Origin of the sequence: Streptomyces sp. NBC_01214 (genome assembly GCF_026340975.1) — a bacterium.
Lineage (GTDB): Bacteria > Actinomycetota > Actinomycetes > Streptomycetales > Streptomycetaceae > Streptomyces.
Genome location: NZ_JAPEOS010000003.1, coordinates 923567 through 949717, shown reverse-complemented (window position 1 = coordinate 949717; position 26151 = coordinate 923567). Strand labels below are relative to the sequence as shown.

The window sequence follows — 26151 nt, the reverse complement described above, 5'->3', positions numbered from 1 at the left end:
CCGGGAGGCGTTTCCGGCCTGCGCCCAAGGGTGATAAGCATCCCGACGTTGCACGTGTGCAGGCAGGGGGGCGCCATGAGGTACGACCTGTCCGATCGCCTGGTGGTGGGGGTCGCCTCCAGCGCCCTGTTCGACCTGACCGACTGCGACGCGGTGTTCCGGGAGCGGGGCGAGGACGCCTACCGGAGCTACCAGGAGGCCCATCTCGACGAACTACTGGCCAAAGGGGTGGCGTTCCCCTTCGTCAGACGCCTGCTGTCGTTGAACGACCTGGCGGATCAGGCCGACCCCCTGGTCGAGGTCATCATCCTCTCCCGCAACGATCCTGACACCGGGATGCGTCTGATGCGTTCGATCAGGGCGCACGGCCTCCCGATCAGCCGCGCGGTCTTCCGGCAGGGCCGTCCCTCGCACCAGTTCATGCCGGCGCTCAACATGTCGCTGTTCCTTTCGGCCGACGGACCTGACGTTCGGGACGCGGTCGCGGCCGGGCTGCCCGCGGGGCACGTCCTCAAGACGGGGCGGATCGACGACGAGAGCGACCCCGAACTCCGCATCGCGTTCGACTTTGACGGAGTGGTGGCGAGCGACGCGGCCGAGCAGGTCTACCAGAGGGGTGGCATCGACGAGTTCCGCGCGTACGAGGTCGGCCATGCCACCACCCCTCACGATCCGGGACCGCTGCGGGACTTCCTGGCCGGCATCAACCGCGTCCAGCGCCTGGAGGAGGAGCGGCGGCGCAAGGACTCCGCGTACCGGCCCCGCCTGCGCGTATCGCTGGTCACCGCTCGGGACGCCCCCGCTCACGAACGGGCCCTGCTGAGCCTCAAGCAGTGGGGGCTGCGGGTCAACGACGCCTTCTTCCTCGGCGGCATCGACAAGGCCGCGGTCCTGAAGGCCCTCGACCCGCACCTCTTCTTCGACGACCAGGTCGCCAATCTCAACGGCACCGCACCGGGCACTCCGAGCGTCCACGTACCCTTCGGGGCGGTCAACGCGCCCCCTGCCGGGACGGTCTGAGCGATCGCCGGCGCCGACGCGGTCACCCCCAGAGGCCGGCCAGGTGCGCATCGAGGACGTCGTGTGCCTCGTGCGGGGTGAGGTGGCCGATGAGGACGTGCGTGGTGAGGCCGTCCGCCAGGGCGAGGAGCGTGCGGGCCTCGCGTTGCGGATCGAGCGGCGCCGCACGGTCGGAGCCCTCACGGGCTTCGGCGATGAGGCGGGTGAACGCCTCGTGCAGGGCCGCGTAGTTCGCCCTCAGCGTCCTTGCCAGCACCTCGCTGACGGCTGCCTGCGCGACGAAGGCGAGCCAGACCCTGGCCTCGGCGCGGTGCTCCTCCCGGAGCAGTGAGATCTCGGCGGCCGCGTGTCCCAGGGCGGTGCCGCCCGACTGGGCCGGGCTCCGGACCAGGCGGGCCCGTACGCGCTCGTCGATCCGCTCGCCGATGTGCCCGAGAGCGAACACGAGCATCTCTTCCTTGGTGCGGAAGCACCGCTGGACGGCTCCCATCGACACCTGCGCGCGGGCGGCGACGTCGCGCAGGGTCACGCCCTCCAGCCCTCGCTCGTCGGCGAGATGGCAGACGGCCTCGGCGATGAGACGGCGCCGGCTCTCGTGATCCACCTGTCGGGGCATGCCCGTCGCCTCCCTGGTCCCCAGTGCTCCGCTTCGCAGCGCAGTTTATTCGATGCGGTCGTATCGAATCCAGGGGTACGATTCGTTTCCGATGCAAGCGCATCGGTACGTGGACACGGAAGGTGGAGCCGTGCAGGACGCCCTATGGAAGATGACGGCCGCCGCGCAGGCGGAGGCCGTGCGCACGGCGGAGGTCTCGGCGGTCGAACTGATCGACAGTCACCTCGATCGCATCGCCGAGGTCAACCCGCAGGTGAACGCGGTCACGCAGCTCCTCGCGGAGCGCGCTCGCGAGGCCGCGGCGCAGCTGGACCGCCGGCGGGCCGCCGGTGAAGCGCTGGGGCCGCTCGCGGGCGTGCCCTTCACGGTGAAGGAGAGCACCGCCGTCGAAGGCGTGCCGACCACGTTCGGCACGGAGCGCTTCCGCGATCTGGTCGCGTCCGCCGACGCACCGCCGGTGGCCCGGCTGCGCGCGGCTGGCGCCGTCCCCATCGGGCACAGCAACATCCCCACCCTGATCCTGGCGGGGATGCACACCCGCAGCGAGCTGTTCGGCGACACGGTCAACCCGTGGGACAGCAGCCGGACGCCGGGCGGCTCCAGCGGGGGCGATGCGGTGGCCGTGGCCACGGGCATGGCGACGCTCGGGCTCGGCAACGACTCCGGCGGTTCGGTGCGCATCCCGGCCCAGTTCTGCGGCGTGGCCGGCCTGAAGCCGTCCACGGGCCGGTTCCCCGCCGACCACCGCGTCCTCGGCCCGGACGACCCCGGCCCCGCCTCCCAGATGTTGGTCACCGACGGCCCGCTGGCCCGGAGCGTGGGCGATCTGAGGCTCGCTTACGAGGTGCTGGCCGGAACCGATCCGCGAGACCCGCGCGCCGTGCCGGTACCCGCCTACGGCGAACCGCTCCCCGGCCCCGTGAAGGTCGCGGTCGTGGCGGACCCGGGCGGGCACGGCGTCCACCCGACGGTTCGCGGAGCCGTCGCTACGGCGGCCGACGCGCTCCGCGACGCCGGGTACGACGTGCGCGAGGTGGGGGACGTACCGCGGCTGGACGAAGCCCTCGACGCCTACGGCCGGATCACCGTGACCGAGTTCGCCCCGAGCTGGCCGGTGGTGCGCAAGCTGCTCGGCAAGGGCGGGGACCGCTACATCGAGATGGCGATGGAACGGACCCCGCCCGCGAGCGCGGACGCCTTGATGAAGTTGATGGGCAGTTGGTTGAGCATCCGCCGCTCATGGGCCGAGTTCCTCCACGAGTACCCGCTACTGCTCGGCCCCGTCTTCACCGAGCCGCCGGTCGAACCGGGACTGGAGTCGCGTGACAGGCCGGGCAGGGACCGGGTCGGATCGGGGATGCGCCTGTGCACCGTGACCAGCTTCGTGGGCGTACCCGGTGTGGCCGTGCCGACCGGGACGGCCGACGGGCTCCCCTGCGGAGTCCAGATCGTCGGGCGGGCGTTCCGGGAGGACCTGTGCCTGGGGGCGGCCCAGGCGATCGAGGACCGGCTCGGCGTCCTCACCCCGGTCGACCCGCGGACGGGCGGCCGGTCCGGCTGAGCTCCCGGGCCGAGACGGGGGGCCGCTGTCGGAGTGGCCGTGACGCTGGTGGCGGCCGGGACCGCAGAGCGCGCCGGCGGGAGTTGAAGCGGCGGCCCGTCCGCCACTGCGACGGCGGCGGCGAAGCCGTCGGTCGCGCCGCCGCCCGCGCTGGTGATCACGCAGGCGGAAGTCCTGAAGGTGACGGCGAAGCGCGCCGGCCGAACCCGGCCGGCCGGCTGTCGCGGGCGACCGCCGGTCCGCGTGGTTCTGTTACTCGGCCATGACATTCCGACACTTTTGAACGCGATCAACAATGGCTAGATTATTGAACATGATCAAAAGTGAGTACGGGGCATGGGTGAGCGAGTTCGAGGCCGAGCGGGAGCGCCGGGCGGCCCTGGGCGACCCCGACTGGGGGAAGGGTGCGCAGTTGCCGGCCGAAATCGTCCGTAGCATCCAGAAGTTCCAGGTCGGCGAGGACGGCGACGGCTCCGCACTCTCCGGCAAGGCCGACCTCGCCGGCGACCCGGTCTACTCCGAGGCGGTCCGGCTCTTCATCGCCGAGGAACAGAACCACGCGCGGATGCTGAAGCTGCTGCTGGCGGCCGGCGGGGCCGGCACGCTCGACGGGCACTGGAGCGACGCGGCCTTCGTCCGGTTCCGGCGGCTCCTCGGACTACGGGTGGAACTGCTGGTGCTGATGGTCGCCGAGGTGGTGGCCCTGGGGTACTACCGGGCCCTGCGCGACGGCGCCACCGACCCCCTGACCATCGAGGTCGCGGGCCGGATCCTGGCGGACGAGGAGCGGCACGTCCCCTTCCACTGCCTGCGCCTGCGGGAGGGGCTCGCCGGACTGCCCCGGCCCGCCCGCCGGGCGGTGACGGCCGGGTGGCGCGGACTGCTGGTCGGCGCCGCCGGCCTGGTCGCGATGGACCACGGTCCGGCCCTGCGCACCCTCGGGGTGGGCCGCGGCGCCTTCGTCGCGCAGACCCTGCGCTCCTCCGCGTGGATGGCCCGCGCGATGTCGGACGGCCCCGTTCCCGAGCCGGCACGAGCGGGCGCCGGCGTCTGACCTGGCCCGCCAACCGACCGACCGCCCACCCCAACCCACCCGGGCCGGGCCGAGCCGAGCCGAGCCGGCCATCACATCGCAGTGCGGGTGGAGGCGGGGACCGGTGTGGGCGGGGTGGACGGAGCCGGCAGGGTCGACAGGGCGGACGCGGCGGACGCTGGGCGCGGTGACACCCGCTCCGCACCGCTGTCGGCGCCCAGGCCCGCGAGCAGGCGCAGACCGTCCTCGGCGGGACTGCCCGGGGCCGCGGACAACACCAGCAGCTCCATGCCCGATTCACCCGGTAGCGCGAAGTTCTCCTGGTGCAGTTCCAGCAGTCCCACCAACGGATGCCGGTAGGCCTTGCGCCCGTGGGTGCGGGCGCGCACATCCGCGCGGGCCCAGAGGCGACGGAAGCGCTCACTGCCCATCGCCAACTCGCCGATGAGCGAGGCCAGTCGGGGGTCCTCAGGATGTTGGCCGGCGGCCAGACGCAGGTGCCCGACCACGTCGAGGGTGCATGTCTCCCAGTCCGCGTAGAGGCCGCGCTCCGCCTCGTCCAGGAAGATGTGCCGGGCGGTGTTCAGGCCCGACACCGACCGGCCGTAGAGGAGCCCTGCGAGGCGGTTCCCGGCCAGCACGTCCAGGCGGTGGTCCATGATCAGCGCGGGCGCGTCGGCGACCAGGTCGAGGACGCGCAGTACCTCCGGCCGGACCCTCCCCCGACTTCCGGCCGGCGGGACCCCGTTCACCGGCGCCTTCGTCCGGCGGCGCCGCTGCCTGGCAAGCCGGTAGAGGTGCCCGCGTTCGGTTTCGTCGAGGTCGAGGACGCCGGCGAGCGCGTCGAGGACCTGCTCGGAGGGTTGGGTCGCGCGGCCCTGCTCCAGGCGTACGTAGTAGTCGACGCTGACGCCGGACAGGTGCGCGACCTCCTCGCGGCGCAGCCCGGCCACCCTGCGGCGGCTGTCGGTGGGGATGCCGACGGCTCCCGGGTCGACCCGGGAGCGCCGGGTCCGCAGGAAGCCAGCAAGATCGTCCATGCGTCCCAGTATGGCCCGGGTGACGCGCGTGAGGGTGGTCCTGTCGGTACCAGGAAGTCCGGTCCGACGGAAGGGGCGCCCCTGAACGCCGGACGCCGCCGCGTCCAGGATCGAGGCATCCGATCCGAAGGAGTTCCCGTGAAGACGCTGATCGTCCACGCCCACCCGGAGCCGAAGTCGCTCAACAGCTCGCTGAAGGACCTCGCGGTGTCCACCTTGAAGGCCGCCGGGCACGAGGTACGGGTGAGCGATCTGTACGCGATGAACTGGAAGGCGGTCGTGGACGCGGCGGACTACGGTCCCCACGCGTCGAGTCCGCTGAGGGTCGCCCTGGATTCGGGCCGGGCCTTCAACGCCGGGGCGCTCACCCCCGACGTCCTCGCCGAGCAGGAGAAGCTGCTGTGGGCCGACACGATCATCTTCCAGTTCCCGCTGTGGTGGTACACCATGCCCGCGATCCTCAAGGGCTGGGTGGACCGGGTGTTCACCTACCGCTTCGCCTACGGCGTCGGCGAGCACAGCGACACCAAGTACGGCGAGCGCTTCGGCGAAGGCACCCTCGCGGGCCGGAAGGCCCTGCTGTCGGTGACCGTCGGCGGCCCGGAGTCGCACTACTCCGCTCGCGGGATCAACGGCCCCATCGAGGACCTGCTGTTCCCGTTCCAGCACGGCATCCTCTACTACCCGGGCGTCGAGGTGCTGCCGCCGTTCGTGCTGCACGGCACCGACCGGATGACCGCCGAGGAGTACGCGGACGCCGCCGGGGCCTGGCAGCAGCGCCTGCTCACCCTGGAGTCGACCGAGCCGATCGCGTTCCGGCAGCAGAACTTCGGTGACTACGAGATCCCCTCCCTGCACCTGAAGGAGGGCCTGGAGCCCGCGGGCCGCACGGGTTTCGGGCTGCACGTGCGCGACTGAGACTGCGCCTGCGCTGTGCCTGCGCTGTGCCTGTGCCTGTGCCCGGCTTAACCCGTGGCTTCAGCGATCCGCTGCCGGCATGCTGGGCGCATGGTTGCTCCTCCCTCCTCCGCCTCGTCGAGCCCGGATGACCGACGGGTCGTCGAACACATCAGGGGCCGGCCCCTGAGCCAGGACTGGCCGGCCGGCGCGCTGGCTGCGGGCAGTCGGGTCACGGTCGTCCACGATCCGGACCGGAACGGCCCTTGGCGGAACGAGTTCCCGGGCACGATCGACGCCATGGGGGCGCCCGAGCTCGTGGAGAACCCCCCTGCACGGGCCGGGGAGATGGCCTACTGGGTCGCCTTCGATGCGCCGCAGTACGACGGCGACGGGGGCGGCCCGTACCGCAAGGCCCAGATCTGGGACCGATATCTGCGGCCCGGGCCTCCCCTTCCGCCCCGGACGTGAGCCCGGCCGGAGGCCCGGCGGACCGGAAGGCGGCCTTCGTCGCGGTCGGGAGGTCGGGCCGTCGAGCGGTCGGGCCGTCGAGCGGTCGGTCTGCGCTAGCTTCGCCCCTATGAATTCACAGGCACAGGTGTACGACAGGGAATTCCGCGTGCGCGGCCTGCGCGAGCAGGGCTGGGGCCGGGGACTGATGGCCGCGGCCGCCCTCATCTGGCTCTGGGTGGCCTACCTGCTCGTCTTCCCCTTCAGCATCGACCGCGGCGAGAACACCGAGCCCATCGAATGTGACTCCCGCGCCTTCCACCAGGACACCGACTTCAAGGTGACCTACCAGAGGGACGAAGGCGAACGCTGTGACGCAGAGCGCGACCTGGGCCCGATGCTTGCCGCGCTGCTCCTCTCCCTCCCCCTGGCCACGGTCGGCACCGGCCTGTACGTCTGCGGCACTTCGGCGGTCCGCACCGCCGCGTACGCCGCCGAGATCACCCGTCTGAACACCGCCCGGGAGGTCTGAGCGACGGCGGGCGGACCAGCGCCCGGGCGAGCTCGGGGGCGTGGGCGGCGAAGGGGCCGAGGTCGGTGGCGCGCGGGTAGGCGGGGTGGTCGCGATAGGCGTCCAGCCGGTCCAGGGCGCGCAGCCCGTAGTACCCGGACGGTTGCGCCGACGCTACGCGTGCGGGGCGGACGGTTCCGGTGGTGACCGCCGGGAGGACCTGCTCGAACAGGGCCTGGCAGGCCCGGATGCCGCGGAGCATGACCTGGTGGTACCGGTCCTCGGGCCCGATGGGGAAGCGGTGTTCGGCCAGGACCGGACCGGTGTCGATGCCCGCGTCGACCTCGTGGGCCGTGGCGCCGTACTCCGTGTCGCCGTGCAGCAGGGCGAACAGGACGGCGACGGAGGGCAGTCCGCGATGGCGCGGCAGCAGTCCGTTGTGGATGTTGAGGATGCGCAGCCCGTCCGCCCGGAGCAGCGGCTCGCGGAAGATCTGCCGGTTGTTGAGGGACCAGATGATGCCGTCGGTACAGGCCCGGGCCAGCGCGTCGGCGTGGGCGTTGACGTCCGCCGCCGCGAGGTGGGCCGCGTCGGCAGCGGCGGCGTCCAGCGGGTCGGCGGAGCAGACCAGGTCGACCGGGTACCCCTGGGTGGCCGCGTGGGTGACGGCGCGGCGGAGCAGCGCTCCCTCTCCGACGAAGATCATGCGGACACCTCCTCGCGGGCGGCGGCCAGGTGCTCGCAGACCTGCTCCAGCGTCAGGTTGCGTACGAGGCAGTCGAGGCGGCCCGTGAACCGCGTGGCCTGACCGGGGGTCAGCAGGTCCGAGGAGACGGCGGTGAGCATCTCGACCAGGGCCAGGGAATCACCGCCGAGGGCGTGGAATTCGGAGTCCGACGACAGCAGCGCTCCGTCGACGCCGAGGACCTCCGCCCAGTGGTGCCTGACCCGCGCCTCCAAGGTGACGGGTTCGGGTCCGCCCGGCGCGGCGTGGGCGAAGGGGTCGGGGAAGGCGTCGAGATCGGTCTTGCCACTGACCGTGCTGGGCAGGGTGTCGATCACCACGACGTGGGCGGGGACGAGGTACGTCGGGAGCGTCCGGGTGAGCTCGGTCCGCAGGGTGCGGGGCAGATCCGCGCGGACTACCGGGTCGTCGACGGTCGGCAGTACGTACGCGCAGAGCACGGTCGCCGTGGAGTTCGGGCGGCGGCGGGGCACGACGACGGCGCGGTGGACGGCCGGGTGGGCTTCGAGGGCGGCGACGACCTCGGCGGGGTCGACGCGGTGCCCGGCGATCTTCACCTGTTCGTCGATGCGCCCCGCGAACTCGACGGCTCCGTCGGCCAGTCGGCGTCCGAGGTCGCCGGTGCGATAGGCGCGGACTCCGTCGGGGCCGGTGCTGAACGGCGAGGGACGGCCGTCGGACGGACCGAGGTAGCCGCGGGCCACCTGGACCCCGCGCACGACGATCTCGCCGGTGCGGCCGGTGTCGCCCGGTCCGCTGCCGATGCTCTCGCCGTCCTCGGTGACGAGGTCGACGCGGGCGTAGGGGCCGGGCGAGCCGATCGGGACGGTGGCGCCGCTCTCGGCGCCGTCCACGGTGTGGGCGAGTACGGCGACGGTCGCCTCCGTGGGCCCGTACGCGTTGATGACACGGCAATCGGCCCCGAAGACGGTGCGCGCGGACCGTACGGCGGTGGGGGTGAGGGGCTCACCGCCCAGCAGCAGGGTGCGCAGGCGGTGCGTGGGGCCGTTGCCCGCGGAACCGTTGCCCCCGGCGCCGTTGCCCCCGGCGCCGAGGAGGGCGAGATGGGAGGGCGTGAGCGCGAGGGTGTCGGCGCGGTGCTCGGCGACGAGCTCGCGCAGGGCGGTGGGCGAGGGCGTGCCGGGGGCGAGGACGGCCGTACCGCCGGCCAGCAGCGGCAGGAAGAGGGGGAAGCACGAGATGTCGAAGGCGTAGGAGGAGGCGAAGCCGAAGCGCGTGCGACCGGTGACCCGGCAGACGCCGCTCATCCAGCGGACGAAGCCCATGAGGCTTCCGTGCTCGATCTGCACGCCCTTGGGTCGGCCGGTGGAACCGGAGGTGTGGATGACGTACGCGAGGTCCGCGGGCCGTACGTCCGCCGCGGCGGCGGATCCCTCCGCTCCCGCGTCCGGGCCGGGGGCGTCGTCGAGGAGGTCTTCGACGGCGAGCAGGGTTCCCGGCACGAAGGGGGCGAGTTCCTCGACCAGGTGTCGTCCGGTCAGGCACAGACCGGTGGCGGAACGCCCGAGGACCTCCCTGATCCGTACGCCGGGATGGCCGGGGTCGAGCGGCACGTAGGCGGCGCCCGCCTTGAGGATGCCCCACAGGGCGCACACTCCGGCGGGCGTGCGGTCGACGACCAGTCCCACCAGGTCCTCGCGTCCCACGCCGCGGCGCCGGAGCCCGTCCGCAACGGTGTCGGAGCGCCGGTCGAGTTCGGCGTACGTGACCACGCCCTCGGGCCCGTCGAGCGCGGGCGCGTCGGGGGTGCGGGCGGCCTGGGCGCGGAAGGCGTCCACGACGGTGAGCTCGGGGACGCCCGGAGCCGAGACGGCCGGAGCCGAGACAGCCGGAGCCAAGACGCCCGGAGCCGGGACGGCTGGAGCCGGGACGGCTGGAGCCGGGACGGCTGGAGCCGGGTGTGCCGACCGGAGTGCGGGGCCCGTGGCTGCGGCCTCCGCTTCGGCGGGGCCGTGCTCCGCGATCGGTTCGAGGCCGGCCAGGACCGCGTCCAGCAACCGCGCGGCGCGGGCGCCGAGATCCGGGCCCCCGCCGCGGACGCCCAGCGTGATCTCGGTCGTCGTGCCGCTCTCGGCGGCGACGAAGGAGAGCGGGACCAGCGGGGCGTGCACCGGCAGTGCGTAGGCCGTGCCGGCCGTGAAGCCGCCGCCGGAGAATTCCGCCAGGTCCAGGCGGCCGAGGTGGGAGACGACGGCCGAAGCGAGGTGGCGGTCGGTACGTGACGCCACGGCCTGTGCGGTGCGCAGCAGAGCGGCTGTCACTGACCTCGGCAGCGGCGCGAGGGCCGTTTCGAATCCGGCCGCGAGTTCGCGGTTCCCGGCCAGGTCGGTCAGCAGGCGGGTGTGCGCGGCCGTCCAGTCCTCCCCGGGGCGCAGGTCCAGGAACAGCGGCAGGCTCAGGTTGCCCGTGGCCGCGATCCCGGGGCGGTGGCGGCGCAGGTCGACGGGGACCATGACACGGGTGTCGATCCCTGCGGCGTCGGCCAGGGCTTGCGCGAGGCGGGCGGTGAGCGCGGGACGGCGGCCGGGCAGGGTGCGGCGCAGCCACAGCGTCCGGATCGGGCGGCCGCCGCCGTCGGTCGGGCCGAGCGGGGAACGCCGGGGAGGCCCCGGCGTGGGCCGCGGCCCGGTGCTGCCGAGCCGGCGCAGCAGCCCGGCGTCGGTGTCCGCGTCGAGCGCGGGCCGGGCGGGCTCGCCGCGCAGGGCTCGGAAGACCTCCCGTACCCAGGTCAGGGCGCCGTGACCGTCCATCACGGCGTGCGAGGCGCTGAAGACGATCGTGGTGGTCGTCTTCCCGTCCGCCGTCTTCCCGTCCGTCTCCTTCCCGTCCGCGCCCGGCACGATCAGCACCTCACAGCCCGGCGGCTCCGTCCGCCGCGACGGCCCGGCGGGCCAAGCGACCGTCCCCGGAGCCGAGTCGGCGTACGCACCGGCGTGCGGTACGTCGTACCGCACCTGCGGCAGCGGCCCCCCGGCGCTCCACGTCGTCCCGACCCGCACGAGCCGCGACCCCGGGCACGACTCGGCGGCCCGTGCCAGGGCTGCCCGGAACGCCTGGGGGTCGGGTACGCCGTCGCCCTCGACGACGATGCGCAGGGCCATGGCCCCGCGGGGGTCTCCGGCGGAGAGGTAGAGGCGTTCGGTGGGCGACACCGGACGCCGGTAGCGGACGCCGGTGCCGCCACCGACGGTTCCAGCACCGGTTCCGACACCGGCGTCGACACCGGCGTCGACCTGATGGGATGTCATGACTTCGTGTTCCCTTGTTCGGTGCGGTCGGGGGTGGGGCGGGCCGGTACGGCGGTGCCGCCGGCGGCGGCAGCGGCCGGGCCCGCGGTCCAGGCGGCGACGCCGCCCACCCCGGTCACCCACTCCCGCAGGGCTCGCAGCCCGTCGGCCTGGCTGCGCGGAGCCGTGTAGCCGAGGTCGTGCCGGGCGGCAGCGGTGTCGTACGTCGCCGAGCGGGTCAGCAGCGCCATCATGTAGCGGCTCAGCGGCGGAGTCGCGTCGGTAGCGCCGCCGGCTGCGGACCGGTGGCGCAGGCGCCAGCCCGTCTCGACCGCCGCGGCCATCCCGCGGCCGAGGAGGAGCGGGATGCGCGGCGCGGGCGGCGGGCAGTCGAACAGGGCGCCGACCCGGGCCAGGAACGGCCACAGGTCCGTCTCCTCGCGGTCCGCGACGAAGTAGGCCTTGCCGCCGACCCGCCCGGCGGGGGCGAGCGCGGCCCGCAGGCAGGCGTCCACCGCGTTGTCGACGTGGCAGAGCGAGACCAGGACCCGTTTGCCGCCCGACAGGTCGGGCAGCCGGCCGGCGCGCATGGCGTCGACCATGCGCGGCAGGAATCCGGCGTGGTCGCGCGGCCCCCAGATGCCGCGCGGCCGTACGGCGCAGGTGGTGAACTCCGGGGCGTCGGCCGCTCGTACGTGCTGTTCGGCGATCGCCTTCGTCTCGCAGTAGAGGTTGAACCACCGCTGCGGGTACGGAGTGCTCTCGTCGATGCCGAGCCGGTCGCCCTCCCGGACCCGCATCAGGGCGCTCGGGCTGGAGACGAACACGAACCGGCGTGCCCCCGCCGACCGCGCCGCCGCGAGCAGCCGCTGCGTGCCGGTGACGTTGGCGGCCTCGAACTGGGCGCGGCTGCCGTGGTCGACGACCCGTGCCGCGCTGTGCAGGACCACCTGGCAGCCCGCTGCTGCCCGCCCGAGCGAACCTTCGTCGGTGAGGTCGCCGGTGACGACCTCGACGCCGGGCAGGGAGCGCAGCCGTACGGCGTCGCTGCCGGGGCGGACCAGGGCGCGGACCTGATGGCCCTGGTGCAGGGCGCCGTCGACCAGGTGCCCGCCCAGGAATCCGGATGCTCCGGTGACCAGGATCTTCACAGCGCCCGCCACCAGGTCGCGCCGTAGAGCATGGTGCGCCCGACCACCGAGGCGGTCCCGTGTCCGGCCGCCCGGCCGCGCGGCAGCGCGAACGGGATCTGCGCGGCGTGCACGCCGATGCTGAGGAAGGCGTCGGTCCACCACAGCCAGCGCAGCACCGGGACGTCGGGAACTCCTCCGGCCGCGGCCCACACCGCCCCGCCGACGAGGTACGCCCATCCGGCGAGCGGCACGATCCGGGCCGCCCGCCGGCCCGCGGACGACGCGGGCCGGGCCTGTTGCCGCTCGGCCCAGCGGGCCAGCTCCTCGCGGCCGATCTTGGCGTTGTGCCGGATGTCCACGGGGAAGCCGGGGTGGCGCAGGAACGCCTGGAGGCCGGTGGTCGCGGCGTGCTCCTCGGCCATCGTGCGCAGCTCGCCGACGAGCTCGGTCCACGCGCCTTCGTCGAGCGCCGCCCCGTCCGCCCCGGTCTCGGTCTCCACGCAGACGACGGGCCGTTGTACGCCGGCCGGCCCGATGCCGACCAGGGCGGTGCGCCGGACCAGCGGATGGGCGTTGAAGACGCCCTCGCAGCGCACGGTGTGCAGGTCCCGGTAGCCGGTGCGGACCCGCTGGGTGGCGCGCCCGCAGAACCAGAGCCGGCCTTCGGCGTCGAGGTGGCCCAGGTCGCCGGTCCGGTGCCAGATGCGCGGGGCTTCGCCACCGGGGCGTTCCTCGGTCGCCTTGTGCGCGGCGTCGGACCCGGGTGCGCGGTGGTAGCGCAGGCTGACGGAGTCGCCCTGCACCAGGATCTCGCCGACGCGCCCGGCCGGCAGGCCGGCCGCGGGGTCGAAGCGGGCGAGCGGGCCGTCGGTGACGGGGGCGATGGCCACCCGGGTGCCGGGGACGGGCCGACCGACGCAGGTCCCTTCGCCGGCGGCGGCCCGGGCCGCGGTGCCGCCGCCTTCGCGACCGGTGTCGGCCTCGTCGTCGCCGAGGATCTCGGCCGCCTCGATCGAGGTGATCGGCAGGACCTCCGTGGCCCCGTAGGTCACGTGGATCCGTGCCTTCTCGTCGAGGACGGAGCGGAGCGCGGCCACGACCGCGTCGGGCACCGGGGCCCCGCCGGACACGACGCAGCGCAGGTCGGGCAGCGGGTGGCGGCCGCGGGCGGCGCCGGTGAGGTGCCCGGCCAGGTTCCGCAGCAAGGCGGGCGAGGCGAACATCGTGGTGACGCGGAATCGTTCCAGCGCGTCCACGAGCAGCGCCGGGTCCGCCTGGGCGACCTTGGCGGGGGCCAGCGGCGCGAGGACCAGGGTGGATCCGTAGACCAGGTCGAGCACGCCGTAGAAGGGCAGGGTCACCAGGGAGACGTCGTCGCGGGTGCGGCCGTGGACGGCTTCTATCTGGCCGGCGATGGACAGCGCCATGCGGTGGGTGTATTCGACTCCCTTGGCCGGGCCCGTGCTTCCGGTGGTGAAGCCGATCATCAGCAGGTCGTCCCCGCCGGGCTGCGCGGTCTCGTCCGCGTACCGCCCGGTCGCGGAGGTGGCGCGCAGCGCGGCCAGCGTGTGGCCGCGGCCGAGCCGGCGCCGCCCCAGGGTGACGGGTACGCGTACCCCGGCGAAGGTACGACGGCCCAGGACGCGCACGAGGTGGGCGAGGGGCGGCCCGATGAACGCCTCGGCGCCCACGGCCCGGTAGCAGTGCAGCATGCGCCGTACGCCCATGCCGGGATCCACGACTACGGGCACGGCCCCGACCCGGAACAGCGCGAAGCAGAGGGCGAACAGCTCCGGCCCGGGTGGGGCCATCAGCACCGTCCTGGTGCCCCGGGTGATTCCGGCGCGCCGGAATCCGCGGGCCAGTTCCTCGACCCTCTCCTGCAACTCGCCGTAGGTGAGAGTGGCGTAGTTGCCGGAGCCCCGGCCGTCGGGGTGGATGACGGCCGGCTTGCCGGGGAACGCGCGGGCGTTCCGTTCGAGCCACCCGGCCACGCCGCCCGTGACGGTGGCCGGGTGCTCCACGGTCGGGTCGCTGGTGAACCCCGTCTGCGGCACGGTGCTCACCACCCCTCGGGCCGGTAGAGGGCGCACGCCGCGCTGGGGCCCGCGCCGACCGACACGAACAGGAACTGGTCGTGGTCGTCGCGGCGTGCGCCGTCCATCGCCCGGAGGTAGCCGAGGACCGGCGCCGCGGTGTGCGGCTCTCCCCGGCCCCCTGCGTCGTCGGCGGCCGTGGACGGACCGATCACCAGGGTCCTGTCGAGGTCGATGCCGATCTCCTGCGCGTAGTCGGCGGCGGCACGCTCCGCGAACGCGCTCAGCCGCTCCGCGTGGCCCGGCTCGCGCCGGACGGTGATCGTGGTCCGCCCGTGCCGGCCCATGGTGCCGGTGTCGAGGTAGCCCTCGACGTCGGTGGGCCGGTCGGCGGTGTAGTGGCGCACCGGCCCGAACCCGGCGCCGGGGTCGGCGCTGCGCTCCAGCAGGAGGGCGCCGGCCAGGTCCGCGTACGGGTAGTCGGCGTCGCGGTCCGCGTCGCCGCCGGGGTGGACGTCGGCAGCGGTGATCAGCAGCCGTTCGGTGGTTCCCGTCTCCAGCAGCGACAGGCCCACCTGGACGGCGTTCAGCACGCCGCAGGCTCCGTTCATCAGGTCGAAGGAGAAGCCCGCGGCCGGTTCGGGGTCGGCGATGTAGTCGAGGTTGATGCCGACCTCCTTCTGGACCAGGGCCGCCATGGCCGGTTCGAAGGTGTTGTGCTCCCGGTAGACGCCGACGTTGATGAGGGTGCCGATCGAGGAGGCCGGCACTGCGGCCCGGGCCAGGGCGTCTCGGGCGGCGCGGCCCGCCAGGTCCACGACGGAAGCCGGGGCGGACGCGTCGGGCAGGGCGGTTGCGGCTGCGGTGATGACCATGCCCATGGCTCACACCCCCACGTTCGTGAGCGTCGCGGACAGGGCACCGGTGACCACGCCGGAGGCGGCCGGCACCATCAGGTACTTGGCTCCGGGGCGGGCTCCGCCCGTCCTGAGGTGCTCGCACAGCGTCAGGAAGTGCGAGGTCGTGGCGGTGTTCCCGTACCGCTCCACCACGGAGAGGGAGGTGGGCATGGGGGCTCCGAACTCGGCCTCGGCCGTCTGGTTGACGTAGTCGATGAAGCGGGTGCCGACTTGGTGCTGGATCACGTAGTCGAACTCCTCACCGGCGAACTCCCGCCCCCTCTTGGCCAGGAAGTCCCCGTGGAACCGCGGCCACAGTTTGAGCCGGTCGCGGTTGTGCATCTTCTTGTTGTCCGTGTAGAGGGAGATGCCGGGGGTGCGGTCGCTGGGCATGCCCATGCACAGGTGGGAGTACTCGGAGCAGGTCATCAGCTCGATGTAGTGGATGCGGTCGGCGGCGTCGGCGGAGACGTCCAGGACGACCGCGGCCGCCGAGTCCCCGACGGAGAGCGAGGCGAACTGCGGGTCGTAGGAGTCGGTCATCTCGCGCGCGGCGGTCTGCGCGACGCGGGTCGCCTGCTCACCGCTGACGACCAGGCCGCGCCGCACGGCACCCGAGCGGATCATCCGGTCGAGCAGCCAGACGCCCGTCATCATTCCGGCGCAGGCGTTGGAGACGTCGAAGTGGATGGCGGAGCGGGCGCCCAGCTCCCGGGCCAGCATCGCGGCGAAGGACGGCTCGAAGGCGAAGCGGCTGCCGTCCTTGAAGCGGGTGATCGAGGCGGAGATGACGATGTCGAGGTCCTCGGCCCGGTAGCGGGAGGACTCCAGCGCGTCCCGGGCGGCGGCCAGAGCCATCCCGAACGAGTCCTCGCCGGCCGCCGGTTCGGGGTCGTACACGCGCCGCTCGGTGATCCCGGTGATCTTCTCGATGTCCACGTCCCCCAGCCCCGGGACCAGGGCGGCGAGTTGAGGAGTGGTCTGGACTGCTGCCGGAAGGCAGACGCCTAAGGCTTCTATTCGGCTGTGCGTGGTGGTGCTCATGTGTGTCGCTCTCCGTAGCGGTCCGCCCGGGGCATGGGAGTGCCAGGGCGGTGGTTGACAGAGGGATTCAAAGGGCGTCCGGGGAATAACGGACAGTCAAGTTACCGTAGCGTACGGAGATGTCGACGATGTGTCAGGGCTTCGCAAATCAGGAACATATGGTCGAATATCGGCCACCCGTCGCCACTCGCCACCGCCGCGACATCGAGCAGGATCCGAGCCTCCGCCTCTCCTCCGCGGCGCCCGCACCCTCGAAAACCTGTCCGGAACCACTCGGTCCACCTCGCGGGGCGTAAGCGGGGCAGGGTCCTGACTCCGGCGAGAGCGGGTCCGCGCGGAACCAATCAGCCAAACTGGTGATCGATTTCCGGTCGTCGGGCGGGTATGATCGCCGGCAGCAAGGCCGTAGCGCAGAGGTCGTCGCGCCCACGCTTCGAGCTGGAGGACGTCGGTTCGAATCCGACCGGTCTTGCGCCTACTTCTACAGTTCTCGCTTCAAGTCGTGATGGACGCCGGGCACCGGCGAATGAAACCGGTGGAGTGGTGATGACACAGCCGACACCCGTACGGTGCCCCGCGATCGAGCACCCCGACCTGCCACCGGCCGACCCGGCCCGCCTCGACCCGCTGCTCGCCCGGCTCGTCGCGGACCGGCCCGTCGAGACCGACGAGACCTTCCCCCTCGGCACCCTGCGCACAGACGGCCGCGTCGACCTGTGCAAGCAAGGGCTCGGCCCGGCCGGCGCGGCCCGCCTGCTGCCGGCCGCCACCGCCTCCGCGCACGCCAAACACCTGCTCCTCGGCACCAATGCCATCGGCGACGCGGGCGCGGGCACCCTGGCCGGGGCCCTCACGGGCGACCACGGGCTGCACACCCTCTACCTCGGCTGCAACCGGATCGGCCCCGACGGGGTGGGCTCCCTCGCCGGCGCCCTCAGCGAGGACACGACCGTCCGCGCCCTCTGGCTCAAGCGCAACCCGCTCTTCGAGGACGGCGCCCGCACCCTGGCCGCGCTGCTGCGCCGCAACACCACCCTGCGCACCCTCGACCTGGTCAACACCGGGATCGGCGCCGACGGCGTACGTCTCCTGCTCGACGCCCTGCTGGAGCGCGAGCAGCCCCTGGAACGGCTCTTCCTCGGCGGCAACGGCCTCGGCCCCGACGCCGCCCCACTACTGGCCGCCCTGATACGCGAGGCCGGGGTGCGCGAACTGTACGTCCCCGCCAACCACCTCGGCGACGAGGGCGCCGCGGCCCTCGCCCGTGCCGCGGCCGACTCCGCCCATCCGGTCCGTCTCGGGCTCGGCGGCAACGGCATCGGCGCCGCCGGAGCGCGTAGCCTGGCCGCCTCCCTCGGTGGCATCGAAGCGCTCGACCTCGGGCGGACCCTGTCGGAGCGCAGCCTCGGGTGCCCCGGCAACGACCCCGGCGACGAAGGCGCGTACGCCCTGGCCGCGGCACTTCCCGGCAGCCCGCTGCGCCGCCTGGAACTGCGCCACACCGGCCTCACCGGGCGCGGTGCGAAGAGCCTGCTCGCGGCGGTGCCCGCGGACGGCCCCCTGGAGTACGTGGGCCTCGGCCCGGGCCTGCCCCGCCGCGTGAAGCGTTCCTTCACCGCACGGCTCCGCCCCGCCCGGGCGGCCCATCCGGACCTGCGCGCCATCGGCAGCGTGTACCGGTGAGCGTGGAGAACGCCGAACTGCCCGGCGGCCTGCAACCGGAGGACCGCCCGGCCTGGCGGCGGATCCGCCGCTACGCCGTGCCCGGCTGGATGATCGAGCAGGCCACCGCGCACCGGCTGGCCGGGGACTGGCGCGCAGCCTGCGCGGCCGCCGCCGTGGACGTCGAGTTCGAGCTGCCCGCAGTGGAGGCCCGCTACGGCGCCGCCGTGGCCGAGGCGGTGGCGGAGGACCTGCGGCACTTCGCCCCGGACCTGCTGCGCTGGCACCTGCCGCGGTACTTGGGCGGCCGCACCACCATCGCCACCGACCGGCGGATCCTGCTCGCCTCCTACGGCGGCCCCGGGGGTCCGACCCTGTCGGTCACCACACCCCACATGAGCGAAGGCCCGCAGCGGCTGCGCCTGCACTGCACGCCGGTCACTGCGAAGAAGCGGAACCTGTACACCGGGAGCGGCTTCACCTCGCAGGACTGGACCGCGGTCCGGCCGTTCTGGGACGCCCGCCACGTGTCCGAGTTGGGCGCGCGCTTCGCCGATGCGGACGGCCTCGCCGAGCGGATCGCCGCGCTGTGGGCCCGCAAGGACGTGGTCGGGGCCTACGCGGCGGCAGGCATCGCGTGTGACCTGACCCTCCCCGCTCCGCAGCAGCACCAGCGACAGAACGACCCGGAGGCGGTCCTCGCGGGGATGACCTTCGACCTCACCCGGCTCGCGCCGGAGGTGGCGCGGCTCGTGGCGGCGGGAGCGGGAGACCGGTACCGGCTCGCGGCCGGCTGGCGTACGTACCTCCTCTTCGAACACACCGGACCGCACGGACTGCGGGCCCGCGTCGTCGAACAGGCCGAGGCACTCGACGTCCCGGCCCTGCCCGGGTACGTCTGGCAGCGGCTGCCCGACCTCGAACTGGTCCGGACCGGCCTGGTCTCCCCGCGCGAACTGCATCCGCTGGTGGCCGCAGCGCTGTTCCCCGGCGCCGGACCCGCCGTGGGTCCGCCCGGCCCCGGCACGGGCAGGTCGGCCCGGGTGCGCTGCCGTGGCGGGTGGCACGAGGTGCACTCGCGGGGCGGCGTACTCGACGTTCCGCACACCCCCGAAGAGCAACAACGCGAGCGTGCCATGCGGGCGTTCGGCGGCGCGGTCTCCGGGTGCTTCGCCGTGCAGCAGAGCTGGACCACGGGCGAGGGGCGGCTGCCGCGCGCCCTCCAGGTCCAGCGGCAGGAACTCTTCCTGTACGCCCAGCACGGTGACACCCCGGGTGTGGTGGCGCTGCTGGACGCGGGTATGGACCCGCGGATCCGCGACGCCCGCGGCCGCGGCCTGCTGCACGCGCTCCACCTGCTCGACCACGAGGTGCTGCTGCCCCGGCTGCTGGCGGCCGGGCTCGATCTGGAAGCACGGGACAAGAACGAACGCACCCCGCTGCTGTCAGCCGTGCACTGGGGCGGTTCGGCTGACCTGGTCAGGGCCCTGCTGGCGGCGGGCGCCCGGATCGACGTCGTCGACGAGCTGGAACTGTCGCTGTCCCAGGAGGTTCTCCGCTACAAGCGCACCGACCTCACCTTCCTGCGGGACCGCGTCGACGAGGAGTTCCCCGGGATCGGCGCCGACTGGTACGACGATCACTTGGCGTACCGCGAGGACGACGCGGACGAGGACGACGAGGACGACGACGCGTGAGTGCGACCCAACCGCAGCCCGCACGGGCCCTGGCCGCCGCCGATGCCCTGGGTGCCCGGCTGGGCGCCACCCGCACCGAACCCGCCACCAACCCCCAACTGGAAGCACTGGCACTGGCCGTGACGGCCAATCAGCCGGTCCTCCTGTGGGGTGAGCCCGGCATCGGCAAGTCCGCCGGCATGCAGCAGCTCGCCACCGCGCTCGGCGTCCGGCTGGAGACCGTCATCGCCAGCGTCCACGAGCCGTCCGACTTCGCGGGGCTGCCCATCGTCGGCGAGGACCCGGCCACCACGGGTGTCCCCATGGCCCCGCCGGACTGGGCGGTACGCCTCGCCCGCACCGGGCACGGGCTGCTGTTCTTCGACGAGCTGTCCTCCGCCCCGCCGGCCGTGCAGGCGGCCCTGCTGCGCGTGGTCCTGGAGCGCCGGGTCGGCAGCCTCGAACTGCCGGCGGCGGTACGGATCGTCGCCGCGGCCAATCCGCCCGCCAGCGCCGCCGACGGCTGGCACCTCAGCCCGCCGCTCGCGAACCGCTTCGTCCACCTCGACTGGACGCACAACCCGCGCACCGTGGCCCGCGGGATGGCCGGCACCTGGCCCGAGGTGGCGATCCCGGCCGTCGATCCCGCCAAGGCCTCCGGGTCGGTCGCCCGGGCCCGCGGCGCCGTCTCCGGCTTCCTCACGGCCCGACCGGGCCTGGTCCACCACATGCCGGCCGAGGCCGCCGGACGGGGCCGCGGCTGGCCCTCCCCGCGTACCTGGGAGATGGCCCTGCGGCTGCTGGCCACCGGATACGCGGCATCGACGGGCCGGGAGGCGCTGGCGGCCGCGCTCACCGGCGCCGTGGGCGAAGCCGCCGGGATCGAACTGCTCTCGTACCTGGAACACCTCGACCTGCCCGACCCGGACCGGGTGCTGGCCGACCCCGACGCCTTCGCCCTGCCCGAGCGCGGCGACCGGCAGCTGGCCTTCCTCATCGCCGTGGTCGCGGCCGTGCAGAGCGAGCTCACCCGTCCCCGGTGGGAGGCGGGCTGGGCGGTCCTCGCCAAGGCCGTGGACGCGGGCGTGCCCGACGTCGCCGCCCGCGCCGCCGCCGACCTCGCCGCGATGCGCGACCTCGACTGGCCGGTGCCCGCCGGCATCGACGCCTTCGTGGAACTGCTCCAGCTGTCCGGCTCGCTGCCGGGCGGCGACTGAGCCCGGTCCTGCGCCGTGCGCCCGGAGTTGGACCGCGCGAAGCTGCTGGCGGCCCGGTACAAGGCCGCCGAGACCCGTCCGTACCTCGCTTCCGCGCTGTACGCCCTGACCGTCGTCCCTTCGGCCGGGGTGCGCACCATGGGCGTCGACCGGCACTGGCGCTGCTACGTCTCGCCCGCCTTCGTCGAGGCGACCCCGGTGGCCCAGCTGGCCGGGGTGTGGATCCACGAGGTGGCGCACCTGCTGCGCGACCACCACGGCCGGGCCGAGCGCCTGCCCGCCGCCGACCAGCGCGATCCGGTCCGGGTCAACATCGCCCAGGACTGCGAGATCAACGACGACCTGCTGGCCGACGGGCTGGCGCTGCCCGAGGGCCGGATGGAGCCAAGGCTCTACGGCCTGCCCACGGGCGGCCTGTTCGAGGCGTACCTGCCGGCGATCCCCCCGACGCCCCACGGGCCGGACTGCGGTTCCGGTGCGCACGGCACCCCCGGGCCCTGGGAGCTGGGCGAGGACGGCGGCCCCGCCCGGGTCGGACCGGTGGAGGCCGAGGCCCTGCGCCGGCAGACCGCCGAGGCCGTACGGGCCCACCGGCGCACCCGGGGGCGGGTCCCCGAGGGCTGGGCCCGCTGGGCCGAGGAAGTCCTGGAGCCCTCCGTCGACTGGCGCCGGGCTCTGGCGGGGGCGGTCCGCGAGGCCGCCGCGTGGGCGGCCGGCGCGGTGGACTACACGTACCGCCGCCCCTCGCGCCGGACGCCCGCGCTCGGCGGCCGGGTGGTGCTGCCCAGTCTGCGCAGGCCGCTGCCACGGGTGGCCGTCGTCATCGACACCTCGGGATCGATGGGCCGAGGCGAGCTCGCGGCCGCGCTGGCCGAAGTCACCGGCGTCCTGCGGGAGGTGGGCGTCGGCGGCAACCGGGTCGCCGTCCTCGCGTGCGACGCCGACGTGCACGCCGTGACCCGGGTGCGCAGTGCCGGCGAGGTGACCCTGGCCGGTGGCGGGGGGACGGACATGCGGGTCGGCATCGGCGCGGCCCTGGCCCTGCCCGACCGGCCGAACATCGTGGTCGTACTGACCGACGGGTTCACGCCGTGGCCGGACGAGACGCCGTCCTGCCGGCTGATCGCCGCGCTGGTCGGGAACGCCCCGCCCGCGCCCCCGTCCTGGGTGGAGACCGTACGCGTCGACCCGGCCACGTGAGGGCGGCAGGTGCGGCCGATTCGCCAAGTGACGTGCATCCGGCAGCCTTTGCCGGCACGGCACCAACACGACCTTGAACGACGCATCTTGTCACCCTCTGTGTTTAACGACCCGCAATTCGGTAACAAGATGTAGTGACAGGCAGTCAACACTCGACGAAAGGCAGGACCATGAACCTCGTCAACGTGCTCATCCTCGTCGCGGTCCTCGCACTTGTCGCCCTTCTGATCGCGGCCCCCAGCGCCACCGTGCGGCGCAACCCGTTCCCGGGCCGGCGACAGCGGGCCGACCGCCGCCGCCCGGGCGCTCCCCGGTCGACCCGGGTACCCGGTCAGCGGGGCATCCAGCACCACGCGCCCTGACTCGGGCGCGGCGGCCGGCCGTCAGACGGCTTCGGTGGCGAAGAGCTCCAGGTGGGCGCAGTGCGGGCAGCGGTACGCCTCGATGCGCCGCCGGGGCTTTCCCAGCCGTTTGGCACCGCCGAACAGGCCGCGTTCCATCGCCCCGGCGATCCAGCGCGCGTACCCCCGGGCCCCCTCGCCGGCGTCCTCGACGAAACCCGGCTCCAGGCCGACGCCACCGCAGTACGTGCATCTCATCTCGTCCACGGGCCGAGTCTAGGGAGCGGGGCCGCGGCGCCGGCGGGCGGGCCGGCGCCGGCCCCGTGAGGAACTTCACCGCGGGGGACGTCCCCGACCGCCGCCCGCATTGCTAGATTGTCCGGCGGCCGGTCCAAGGCCCCGGACGAGATGCGCCGTACCCGGTTACGCACGACGACGCGCGAGGTGCTGCACGAGCAGCGCCGTCCGCTGTCCGCACCCGGGCAGCGTCCTCGTCGAGCAAGATGGGCGTACGCCATGACCGTGCCACTCACCCGCAGCCTGTACCGGACGACCGCGCACGCCGCGGGGGGACGTACCGGATCCGTCCGCACGGACGACGGACGCCTGGACGTCCGCCTCGCCCCGCCGCGCAAGAAGGTGCCCGGCACCACCAACCCCGAGCAGCTGTTCGCGGCCGGCTTCGCCGCCTGCTTCACCTCGGCGCTCGCGGAGGTCGCCGTCGAGTTCGGGGCGGACGCCTCCACCGCACGGGTGGCCTGCGAGGTCCAGCTCGGCACCACGGACACGCCCGCCGGCTACGGCCTCGCGGTGACGCTCACCGTCAGCCTGCCCGGGTGGCGGGCGGCGGACCTCCAGCCCCTGCTGCACCGGGCGGACGCGGTCTGCCCGTACTCGCAGGCCGTGCGCGGCAACGTACCGCTGACGCTCCTGGCCGTGGCGGATGCCGCCGGGGCCACCGAGGCCACCGGGTCCGCCGGGTCCGCCGCCGATGACCGCGCCTGAGCCCGGGCCGGGCGGGCGCCTCCCGGACGGCCCCGGCGTCCCCGTGCCCGAGCACGGCGCCTGGCTGCGGCGCGGCATCAGCCGCGACGGCGGACCCCTCGTCGAGGACCGCGAAGTGGTGTGGCTGCAGGCCGGGTCGTACTACGCCGACAGCCGGGGCTTCGCCGGTACGACGTCCTTCGACGGCTCCCAGGTGCACTTCCACCACCTCACCGGCGAGCCCGGCGAAGACGCCGGCACCTTCCGGTGGGACGGTGCAAACCTCGTCGAGCGGGGCACCAACCCGGACGGCAGCACCTTCCTGGAGATCTGGACCCCGCTGCCCGCTGCCGACGGCGCCTGCGGCTCCTGGTCCGGCCCGGGCCACCACGTGGTGCGCGTCGGCCGCCACGTGGTGCACGTCGATGCCCGTGCCGGTACGTACTGGCGGCTGTAGCCCGGGCGGCGGCGGACCGTCAGGACAGGAGACCCGCCGGGAGGTATTCCGCGTAATCCGTAGCCGGCCGACCGGTGGCCTGGCGGACCAGGTCCTCGATCGGGTCGGCCGCCTCCTGCGACAGGGGCGTGCCGAGTCGGACGGCGACGTCCCTGCGCAGGGTCGGGAGCATGGCGTAGAGGCGGTCGCCGGGGCAGGAGGTGGCGTTGAAGTCGCGGTGGCCGTAGATCTCCGACGCGGGCAGGCCGTACTGGTCGCAGACGTGGGCGCACAGGTCGGCCAGGGCCGCGTACTGCGCCGCCGGCGGGTCCTGCGAGGTGTACGTGCCCTCGTTCTCGATGCCGATCGACACGGTGTTCTGGCCCACGCAGTGTGCCGCCCGCACCTGGCGGGTGCCGGTGCGCAGCTCCGCCAGGCTGTTGTGGCGTCCCTCCAGCACGAAGGCCCCGCGGCTGACGGTGAAGTGCTGACCCGTGTCGATCCAGCCCTGCATGTCCATGTGGTACGTCTGGATGGCGCGGGCGAGGGCGAAGGCGCGCTGCTTCGAGTAGTCCGTCACGTTCGCCGTCGCCGTGTGGTGGACGATGATCCGCTCCGGGCCGTTGGCCAGGACGACGACGGGTTCGGACGCCGCCCGCGCACCCCAGGCGGCACAGCCGATGATGTCCGGGCCGGCGGCGGAGTACGCCCGCCCCGCCGTGGCGAGCGGCAGTGCCGCGGCGGCCGTCAGGGCGAAGGCACCCGTGAGGACCGACCGGCGGGTGTACGGGGCCGCGGCGCGCGCCGACGGCTGGTGCAGTGCGGAGGAGGTCATGCGGCGCCATTGAAGGGGACTCCGCCGCCACCGACCGCGCAGACACACCGCGCAACCCCCGGACGTACCACCATCGGTGGCCCTACCGGGAGTCCTCGGCGTACGACACGGCCTGGGTCGTCTCTTTCGAGCGCGCCGCGTCCTGGACGCACTCGGGCGCCCCGACAACCTGGGGGTCCCCCGGACGGAGTCTGGGGGATCAGGTGCGGTGCCGGGCGCTGCGGGCCCGGCAAGATCCGCAAAAGACGGCCTAGCCGAGGCCCTGGGGCGTCTGCTCCCCGTCGGTCCACCAGACGCCGAGACGCTGGCGGACCAGGAGCCAGCCGCCCTCGGGATCCCGGCGGAACTCCCAGTCGTACGGACCGCCCATGGAGTAGGGCGAAGAGGTCTGCCCGCTTCCGGTCACGGCAACGAACCACATGTACCCGATGCCCGTCGCACGGTCGTCCTTCACCTGGAAGTCCATGTTCAGGATGTGGTGCTGCATGCTCGGGAAGTGCGCCTCCGCCTGCTCCACCTTCGCCCGGACCGACTCCCTCCCCTGGATCTCTCCCCACGGCCCGAAGTCCAGCACCGCGTCATCGGCCCAGCACTCGCTCCAGGTCCGCCAGTCCTTGCGGTCCAGCGCCCGCCAACCGCGGATCATGAGCCGCCGCAACGCTTCCTTGTCCTCCAGGACCCGCAGTCGGCGCAGCAGGTCCTCGTACGTCCCTTCGGTCCCCGTGGTCACTGCGCACTCGCAGCAGGGCGTACGACGATCTCGTTGACGTCGACCTCGGCCGGCTGGGCGACGGCATAGGCAATGGCTCCGGCGATGGCGGACGCCGGCAGCGCCACGGCGCGATAGGCCTTCATGGCCTCGCGCGCGGCAGGATCGGAGATCCCTTCGGCCAGCTCCGACTCGGTCACGCCCGGAGAGACCAGGGTGACCCGGACGGAGCCGTCCGACTCCTGGCGCAGCCCCTCGGACAGGGCGCGCACGGCGAACTTGGTGGCGCAGTAGACGGCCGCAGTGGGCGACACCTCGTACGCGCCGACGGAGGCGACGTTCACGAAGTGCCCGCCGCCCTGGGCGCGCATCACCGGCAGGGCGGCGGCGATCCCGTGCAGCACGCCCTTCACGTTCACGTCGATCGTCCGGTCCCACTCGTCGACCTTCAGCGCGGCCAGCGGCGAGAGCGGCATCACCCCGGCGTTGTTGACCATGACGTCCAATCGGCCGTAGTGCTCCCGGGCGGCGGCCACGAAGGCCTGCACGTCGGCGGCGTCGGTGACGTCCAGCCGTTGGAAGGCCGCCGTACCACCTGCCTCGTTGATCTCCCGGCTGAGCGCCGCGAGCCGATCGCCGCGCCGCGCGCCCAGGAGCAACCGGTGGCCGTCGGCGGCGAGCCGCCGGGCCGTCGCCTCCCCGATCCCGCTGCTGGCTCCGGTGATGGCCACCACTTTGGCTTCGTTCCTCATCGCTGCCCTACTCCTCGTTAAGCGGATGAACCCGCCCGACCGAGTCTGGACAAGCCGCAACAGACCGACCAGGACGCAGCGCACCCTGGCAGCACGCCTCCCCGCG

Annotated in this window: 25 protein-coding genes, 1 tRNA gene and 1 riboswitch; of the genes, 14 read left to right on the top strand and 12 right to left on the bottom strand. The window is 73.7% G+C overall.

Translation table 11 applies throughout. The features are described from left to right. Window positions 1-75 precede the first annotated feature (75 nt). Window positions 76-1020 (top strand): 5'-nucleotidase, encoded by a 945-nt coding sequence (locus tag OG594_RS40625; RefSeq protein ID WP_266607397.1) that lies wholly within the window; start codon window positions 76-78, stop codon window positions 1018-1020. Between the two features lie 22 nt (window positions 1021-1042). On the opposite strand, the gene OG594_RS40620 is transcribed toward OG594_RS40625, so the two are convergent. Beyond that, entirely contained in the window at window positions 1043-1636 is a 594-nt protein-coding gene (locus OG594_RS40620; RefSeq protein ID WP_266607396.1) for a TetR/AcrR family transcriptional regulator, read from the bottom strand. A gap of 130 nt (window positions 1637-1766) precedes the next feature. Here OG594_RS40620 and OG594_RS40615 point away from each other — a divergent pair, with 130 nt between their 5' ends. Together OG594_RS40615 and OG594_RS40610 are read left to right on the top strand one after the other, a co-directional pair. Next, complete coding sequence (locus OG594_RS40615) at window positions 1767-3197, top strand: amidase (RefSeq protein ID WP_266607395.1); 1431 nt, start codon at window positions 1767-1769, stop codon at window positions 3195-3197. A 313-nt stretch (window positions 3198-3510) separates the two neighbouring features. Continuing rightward, window positions 3511-4251 carry a ferritin-like domain-containing protein gene (locus tag OG594_RS40610; protein ID WP_266607394.1) on the top strand — a complete coding sequence of 247 codons (741 nt, stop codon included), beginning with the start codon at window positions 3511-3513 and terminating at the stop codon, window positions 4249-4251. Window positions 4252-4322: 71 nt separating this feature from the next. On the opposite strand, the gene OG594_RS40605 is transcribed toward OG594_RS40610, so the two are convergent. Next, entirely contained in the window at window positions 4323-5270 is a 948-nt protein-coding gene (locus tag OG594_RS40605; RefSeq protein ID WP_266607393.1) for a helix-turn-helix transcriptional regulator, read from the bottom strand. Window positions 5271-5408: 138 nt separating this feature from the next. Here OG594_RS40605 and OG594_RS40600 point away from each other — a divergent pair, with 138 nt between their 5' ends. From OG594_RS40600 to OG594_RS40590, 3 genes are all read left to right on the top strand, one after another. Next, window positions 5409-6188: an NAD(P)H-dependent oxidoreductase gene (locus OG594_RS40600; protein ID WP_266607392.1), complete on the top strand. Its 780-nt coding sequence runs from the start codon at window positions 5409-5411 to the stop codon at window positions 6186-6188. A gap of 90 nt (window positions 6189-6278) precedes the next feature. Continuing rightward, window positions 6279-6638 (top strand): ferrous iron transport protein A, encoded by a 360-nt coding sequence (locus OG594_RS40595; protein WP_266607391.1) that lies wholly within the window; start codon window positions 6279-6281, stop codon window positions 6636-6638. Window positions 6639-6747: 109 nt separating this feature from the next. Further along, complete coding sequence (locus OG594_RS40590) at window positions 6748-7149, top strand: hypothetical protein (RefSeq protein WP_266607390.1); 402 nt, start codon at window positions 6748-6750, stop codon at window positions 7147-7149. On the opposite strand, the gene OG594_RS40585 is transcribed toward OG594_RS40590, so the two are convergent. From OG594_RS40585 to OG594_RS40560, 6 genes are read right to left on the bottom strand one after another with little or no spacing between them, the layout of a single operon-like run. Next, a complete protein-coding gene (locus tag OG594_RS40585; RefSeq protein WP_266607389.1) occupies window positions 7118-7834 on the bottom strand; it encodes a formyltransferase family protein in 717 nt (238 codons plus the stop codon). The genes OG594_RS40590 and OG594_RS40585 overlap by 32 nt on opposite strands. Further along, on the bottom strand, window positions 7831-11142 hold the full coding sequence (locus OG594_RS40580; RefSeq protein ID WP_266607388.1) for a non-ribosomal peptide synthetase: 3312 nt from the start codon (window positions 11140-11142) through the stop codon (window positions 7831-7833). The genes OG594_RS40585 and OG594_RS40580 overlap by 4 nt, the downstream gene beginning before the upstream one ends. Beyond that, entirely contained in the window at window positions 11139-12272 is a 1134-nt protein-coding gene (locus OG594_RS40575; RefSeq protein ID WP_266607387.1) for an NAD(P)-dependent oxidoreductase, read from the bottom strand. The genes OG594_RS40580 and OG594_RS40575 overlap by 4 nt, the downstream gene beginning before the upstream one ends. Continuing rightward, window positions 12269-14311 carry a fatty acid CoA ligase family protein gene (locus OG594_RS40570; RefSeq protein ID WP_266607386.1) on the bottom strand — a complete coding sequence of 681 codons (2043 nt, stop codon included), beginning with the start codon at window positions 14309-14311 and terminating at the stop codon, window positions 12269-12271. Before OG594_RS40570 ends, OG594_RS40575 begins: the two co-directional genes overlap by 4 nt. A gap of 5 nt (window positions 14312-14316) precedes the next feature. Then, window positions 14317-15171: a hypothetical protein gene (locus OG594_RS40565; protein WP_266607385.1), complete on the bottom strand. Its 855-nt coding sequence runs from the start codon at window positions 15169-15171 to the stop codon at window positions 14317-14319. Between the two features lie 3 nt (window positions 15172-15174). Next, window positions 15175-16233, bottom strand: a complete 1059-nt coding sequence (locus OG594_RS40560) for a 3-oxoacyl-ACP synthase III family protein (RefSeq protein WP_266607384.1) — start codon at window positions 16231-16233, stop codon at window positions 15175-15177. A gap of 399 nt (window positions 16234-16632) precedes the next feature. Between OG594_RS40560 and OG594_RS40555 the strand changes: the two genes are divergently transcribed. The 6 genes from OG594_RS40555 to OG594_RS40530 all read left to right on the top strand — a co-directional run bounded on the left by OG594_RS40555 (window position 16633) and on the right by OG594_RS40530 (window position 22350). Beyond that, window positions 16633-16705, top strand: a tRNA-Arg gene (locus tag OG594_RS40555). A 74-nt stretch (window positions 16706-16779) separates the two neighbouring features. Further along, window positions 16780-17916 (top strand): gala protein, encoded by a 1137-nt coding sequence (locus tag OG594_RS40550; protein ID WP_266607383.1) that lies wholly within the window; start codon window positions 16780-16782, stop codon window positions 17914-17916. Continuing rightward, entirely contained in the window at window positions 17913-19592 is a 1680-nt protein-coding gene (locus tag OG594_RS40545; RefSeq protein ID WP_266607382.1) for an ankyrin repeat domain-containing protein, read from the top strand. Before OG594_RS40550 ends, OG594_RS40545 begins: the two co-directional genes overlap by 4 nt. Next, window positions 19589-20788: an AAA family ATPase gene (locus tag OG594_RS40540; protein ID WP_266607381.1), complete on the top strand. Its 1200-nt coding sequence runs from the start codon at window positions 19589-19591 to the stop codon at window positions 20786-20788. Before OG594_RS40545 ends, OG594_RS40540 begins: the two co-directional genes overlap by 4 nt. Before the next feature lie 15 nt (window positions 20789-20803). After that, complete coding sequence (locus OG594_RS40535; RefSeq protein WP_266607380.1) at window positions 20804-21988, top strand: VWA-like domain-containing protein; 1185 nt, start codon at window positions 20804-20806, stop codon at window positions 21986-21988. 170 nt (window positions 21989-22158) lie between these two features. Then, window positions 22159-22350 carry a hypothetical protein gene (locus OG594_RS40530; RefSeq protein WP_266607379.1) on the top strand — a complete coding sequence of 64 codons (192 nt, stop codon included), beginning with the start codon at window positions 22159-22161 and terminating at the stop codon, window positions 22348-22350. Window positions 22351-22371: 21 nt separating this feature from the next. Here OG594_RS40530 and OG594_RS40525 read toward each other — a convergent pair whose 3' ends face one another. Then, window positions 22372-22596: a hypothetical protein gene (locus tag OG594_RS40525; RefSeq protein WP_266607378.1), complete on the bottom strand. Its 225-nt coding sequence runs from the start codon at window positions 22594-22596 to the stop codon at window positions 22372-22374. 112 nt (window positions 22597-22708) lie between these two features. Continuing rightward, window positions 22709-22771, top strand: a riboswitch (guanidine-III (ykkC-III) riboswitch). A gap of 74 nt (window positions 22772-22845) precedes the next feature. Here OG594_RS40525 and OG594_RS40520 point away from each other — a divergent pair. Together OG594_RS40520 and OG594_RS40515 are read left to right on the top strand one after the other, a co-directional pair. After that, the gene (locus OG594_RS40520) at window positions 22846-23334 is read left to right on the top strand and encodes an Ohr family peroxiredoxin (protein WP_266607377.1); all 489 of its coding nucleotides are present in this window, start codon (window positions 22846-22848) and stop codon (window positions 23332-23334) included. After that, window positions 23321-23770: a hypothetical protein gene (locus OG594_RS40515; RefSeq protein ID WP_266607376.1), complete on the top strand. Its 450-nt coding sequence runs from the start codon at window positions 23321-23323 to the stop codon at window positions 23768-23770. Before OG594_RS40520 ends, OG594_RS40515 begins: the two co-directional genes overlap by 14 nt. Before the next feature lie 19 nt (window positions 23771-23789). On the opposite strand, the gene OG594_RS40510 is transcribed toward OG594_RS40515, so the two are convergent. The 3 genes from OG594_RS40510 to OG594_RS40500 all read right to left on the bottom strand — a co-directional run bounded on the left by OG594_RS40510 (window position 23790) and on the right by OG594_RS40500 (window position 26045). Further along, window positions 23790-24584: a peptidoglycan recognition family protein gene (locus tag OG594_RS40510; RefSeq protein ID WP_266607375.1), complete on the bottom strand. Its 795-nt coding sequence runs from the start codon at window positions 24582-24584 to the stop codon at window positions 23790-23792. Window positions 24585-24834: 250 nt separating this feature from the next. Beyond that, a complete protein-coding gene (locus tag OG594_RS40505) occupies window positions 24835-25314 on the bottom strand; it encodes a nuclear transport factor 2 family protein (protein ID WP_266607374.1) in 480 nt (159 codons plus the stop codon). Further along, window positions 25311-26045, bottom strand: a complete 735-nt coding sequence (locus OG594_RS40500; RefSeq protein ID WP_266607373.1) for an SDR family oxidoreductase — start codon at window positions 26043-26045, stop codon at window positions 25311-25313. Before OG594_RS40500 ends, OG594_RS40505 begins: the two co-directional genes overlap by 4 nt. Between the last annotated feature and the right edge of the window lie 106 nt (window positions 26046-26151).

Bases quoted from the DNA above. Each gene is read 5' to 3' on its own strand.
- OG594_RS40560 (WP_266607384.1), bottom strand. From the start codon at position 16,233: ATGAGCACCACCACGCACAGCCGAATAGAAGCCTTAGGCGTCTGCCTT.
- OG594_RS40595 (WP_266607391.1), top strand. From the start codon at position 6,279: ATGGTTGCTCCTCCCTCCTCCGCCTCGTCGAGCCCGGATGACCGACGG.
- OG594_RS40585 (WP_266607389.1), bottom strand. From the start codon at position 7,834: ATGATCTTCGTCGGAGAGGGAGCGCTGCTCCGCCGCGCCGTCACCCAC.
- OG594_RS40500 (WP_266607373.1), bottom strand. From the start codon at position 26,045: ATGAGGAACGAAGCCAAAGTGGTGGCCATCACCGGAGCCAGCAGCGGG.
- OG594_RS40590 (WP_266607390.1), top strand. From the start codon at position 6,748: ATGAATTCACAGGCACAGGTGTACGACAGGGAATTCCGCGTGCGCGGC.
- OG594_RS40580 (WP_266607388.1), bottom strand. From the start codon at position 11,142: ATGACATCCCATCAGGTCGACGCCGGTGTCGACGCCGGTGTCGGAACC.
- OG594_RS40530 (WP_266607379.1), top strand. From the start codon at position 22,159: ATGAACCTCGTCAACGTGCTCATCCTCGTCGCGGTCCTCGCACTTGTC.
- OG594_RS40510 (WP_266607375.1), bottom strand. From the start codon at position 24,584: ATGACCTCCTCCGCACTGCACCAGCCGTCGGCGCGCGCCGCGGCCCCG.
- OG594_RS40610 (WP_266607394.1), top strand. From the start codon at position 3,511: ATGATCAAAAGTGAGTACGGGGCATGGGTGAGCGAGTTCGAGGCCGAG.
- OG594_RS40620 (WP_266607396.1), bottom strand. From the start codon at position 1,636: ATGCCCCGACAGGTGGATCACGAGAGCCGGCGCCGTCTCATCGCCGAG.
- OG594_RS40550 (WP_266607383.1), top strand. From the start codon at position 16,780: ATGACACAGCCGACACCCGTACGGTGCCCCGCGATCGAGCACCCCGAC.
- OG594_RS40515 (WP_266607376.1), top strand. From the start codon at position 23,321: ATGACCGCGCCTGAGCCCGGGCCGGGCGGGCGCCTCCCGGACGGCCCC.
- OG594_RS40565 (WP_266607385.1), bottom strand. From the start codon at position 15,171: ATGGGCATGGTCATCACCGCAGCCGCAACCGCCCTGCCCGACGCGTCC.
- OG594_RS40605 (WP_266607393.1), bottom strand. From the start codon at position 5,270: ATGGACGATCTTGCTGGCTTCCTGCGGACCCGGCGCTCCCGGGTCGAC.
- OG594_RS40625 (WP_266607397.1), top strand. From the start codon at position 76: ATGAGGTACGACCTGTCCGATCGCCTGGTGGTGGGGGTCGCCTCCAGC.
- OG594_RS40520 (WP_266607377.1), top strand. From the start codon at position 22,846: ATGACCGTGCCACTCACCCGCAGCCTGTACCGGACGACCGCGCACGCC.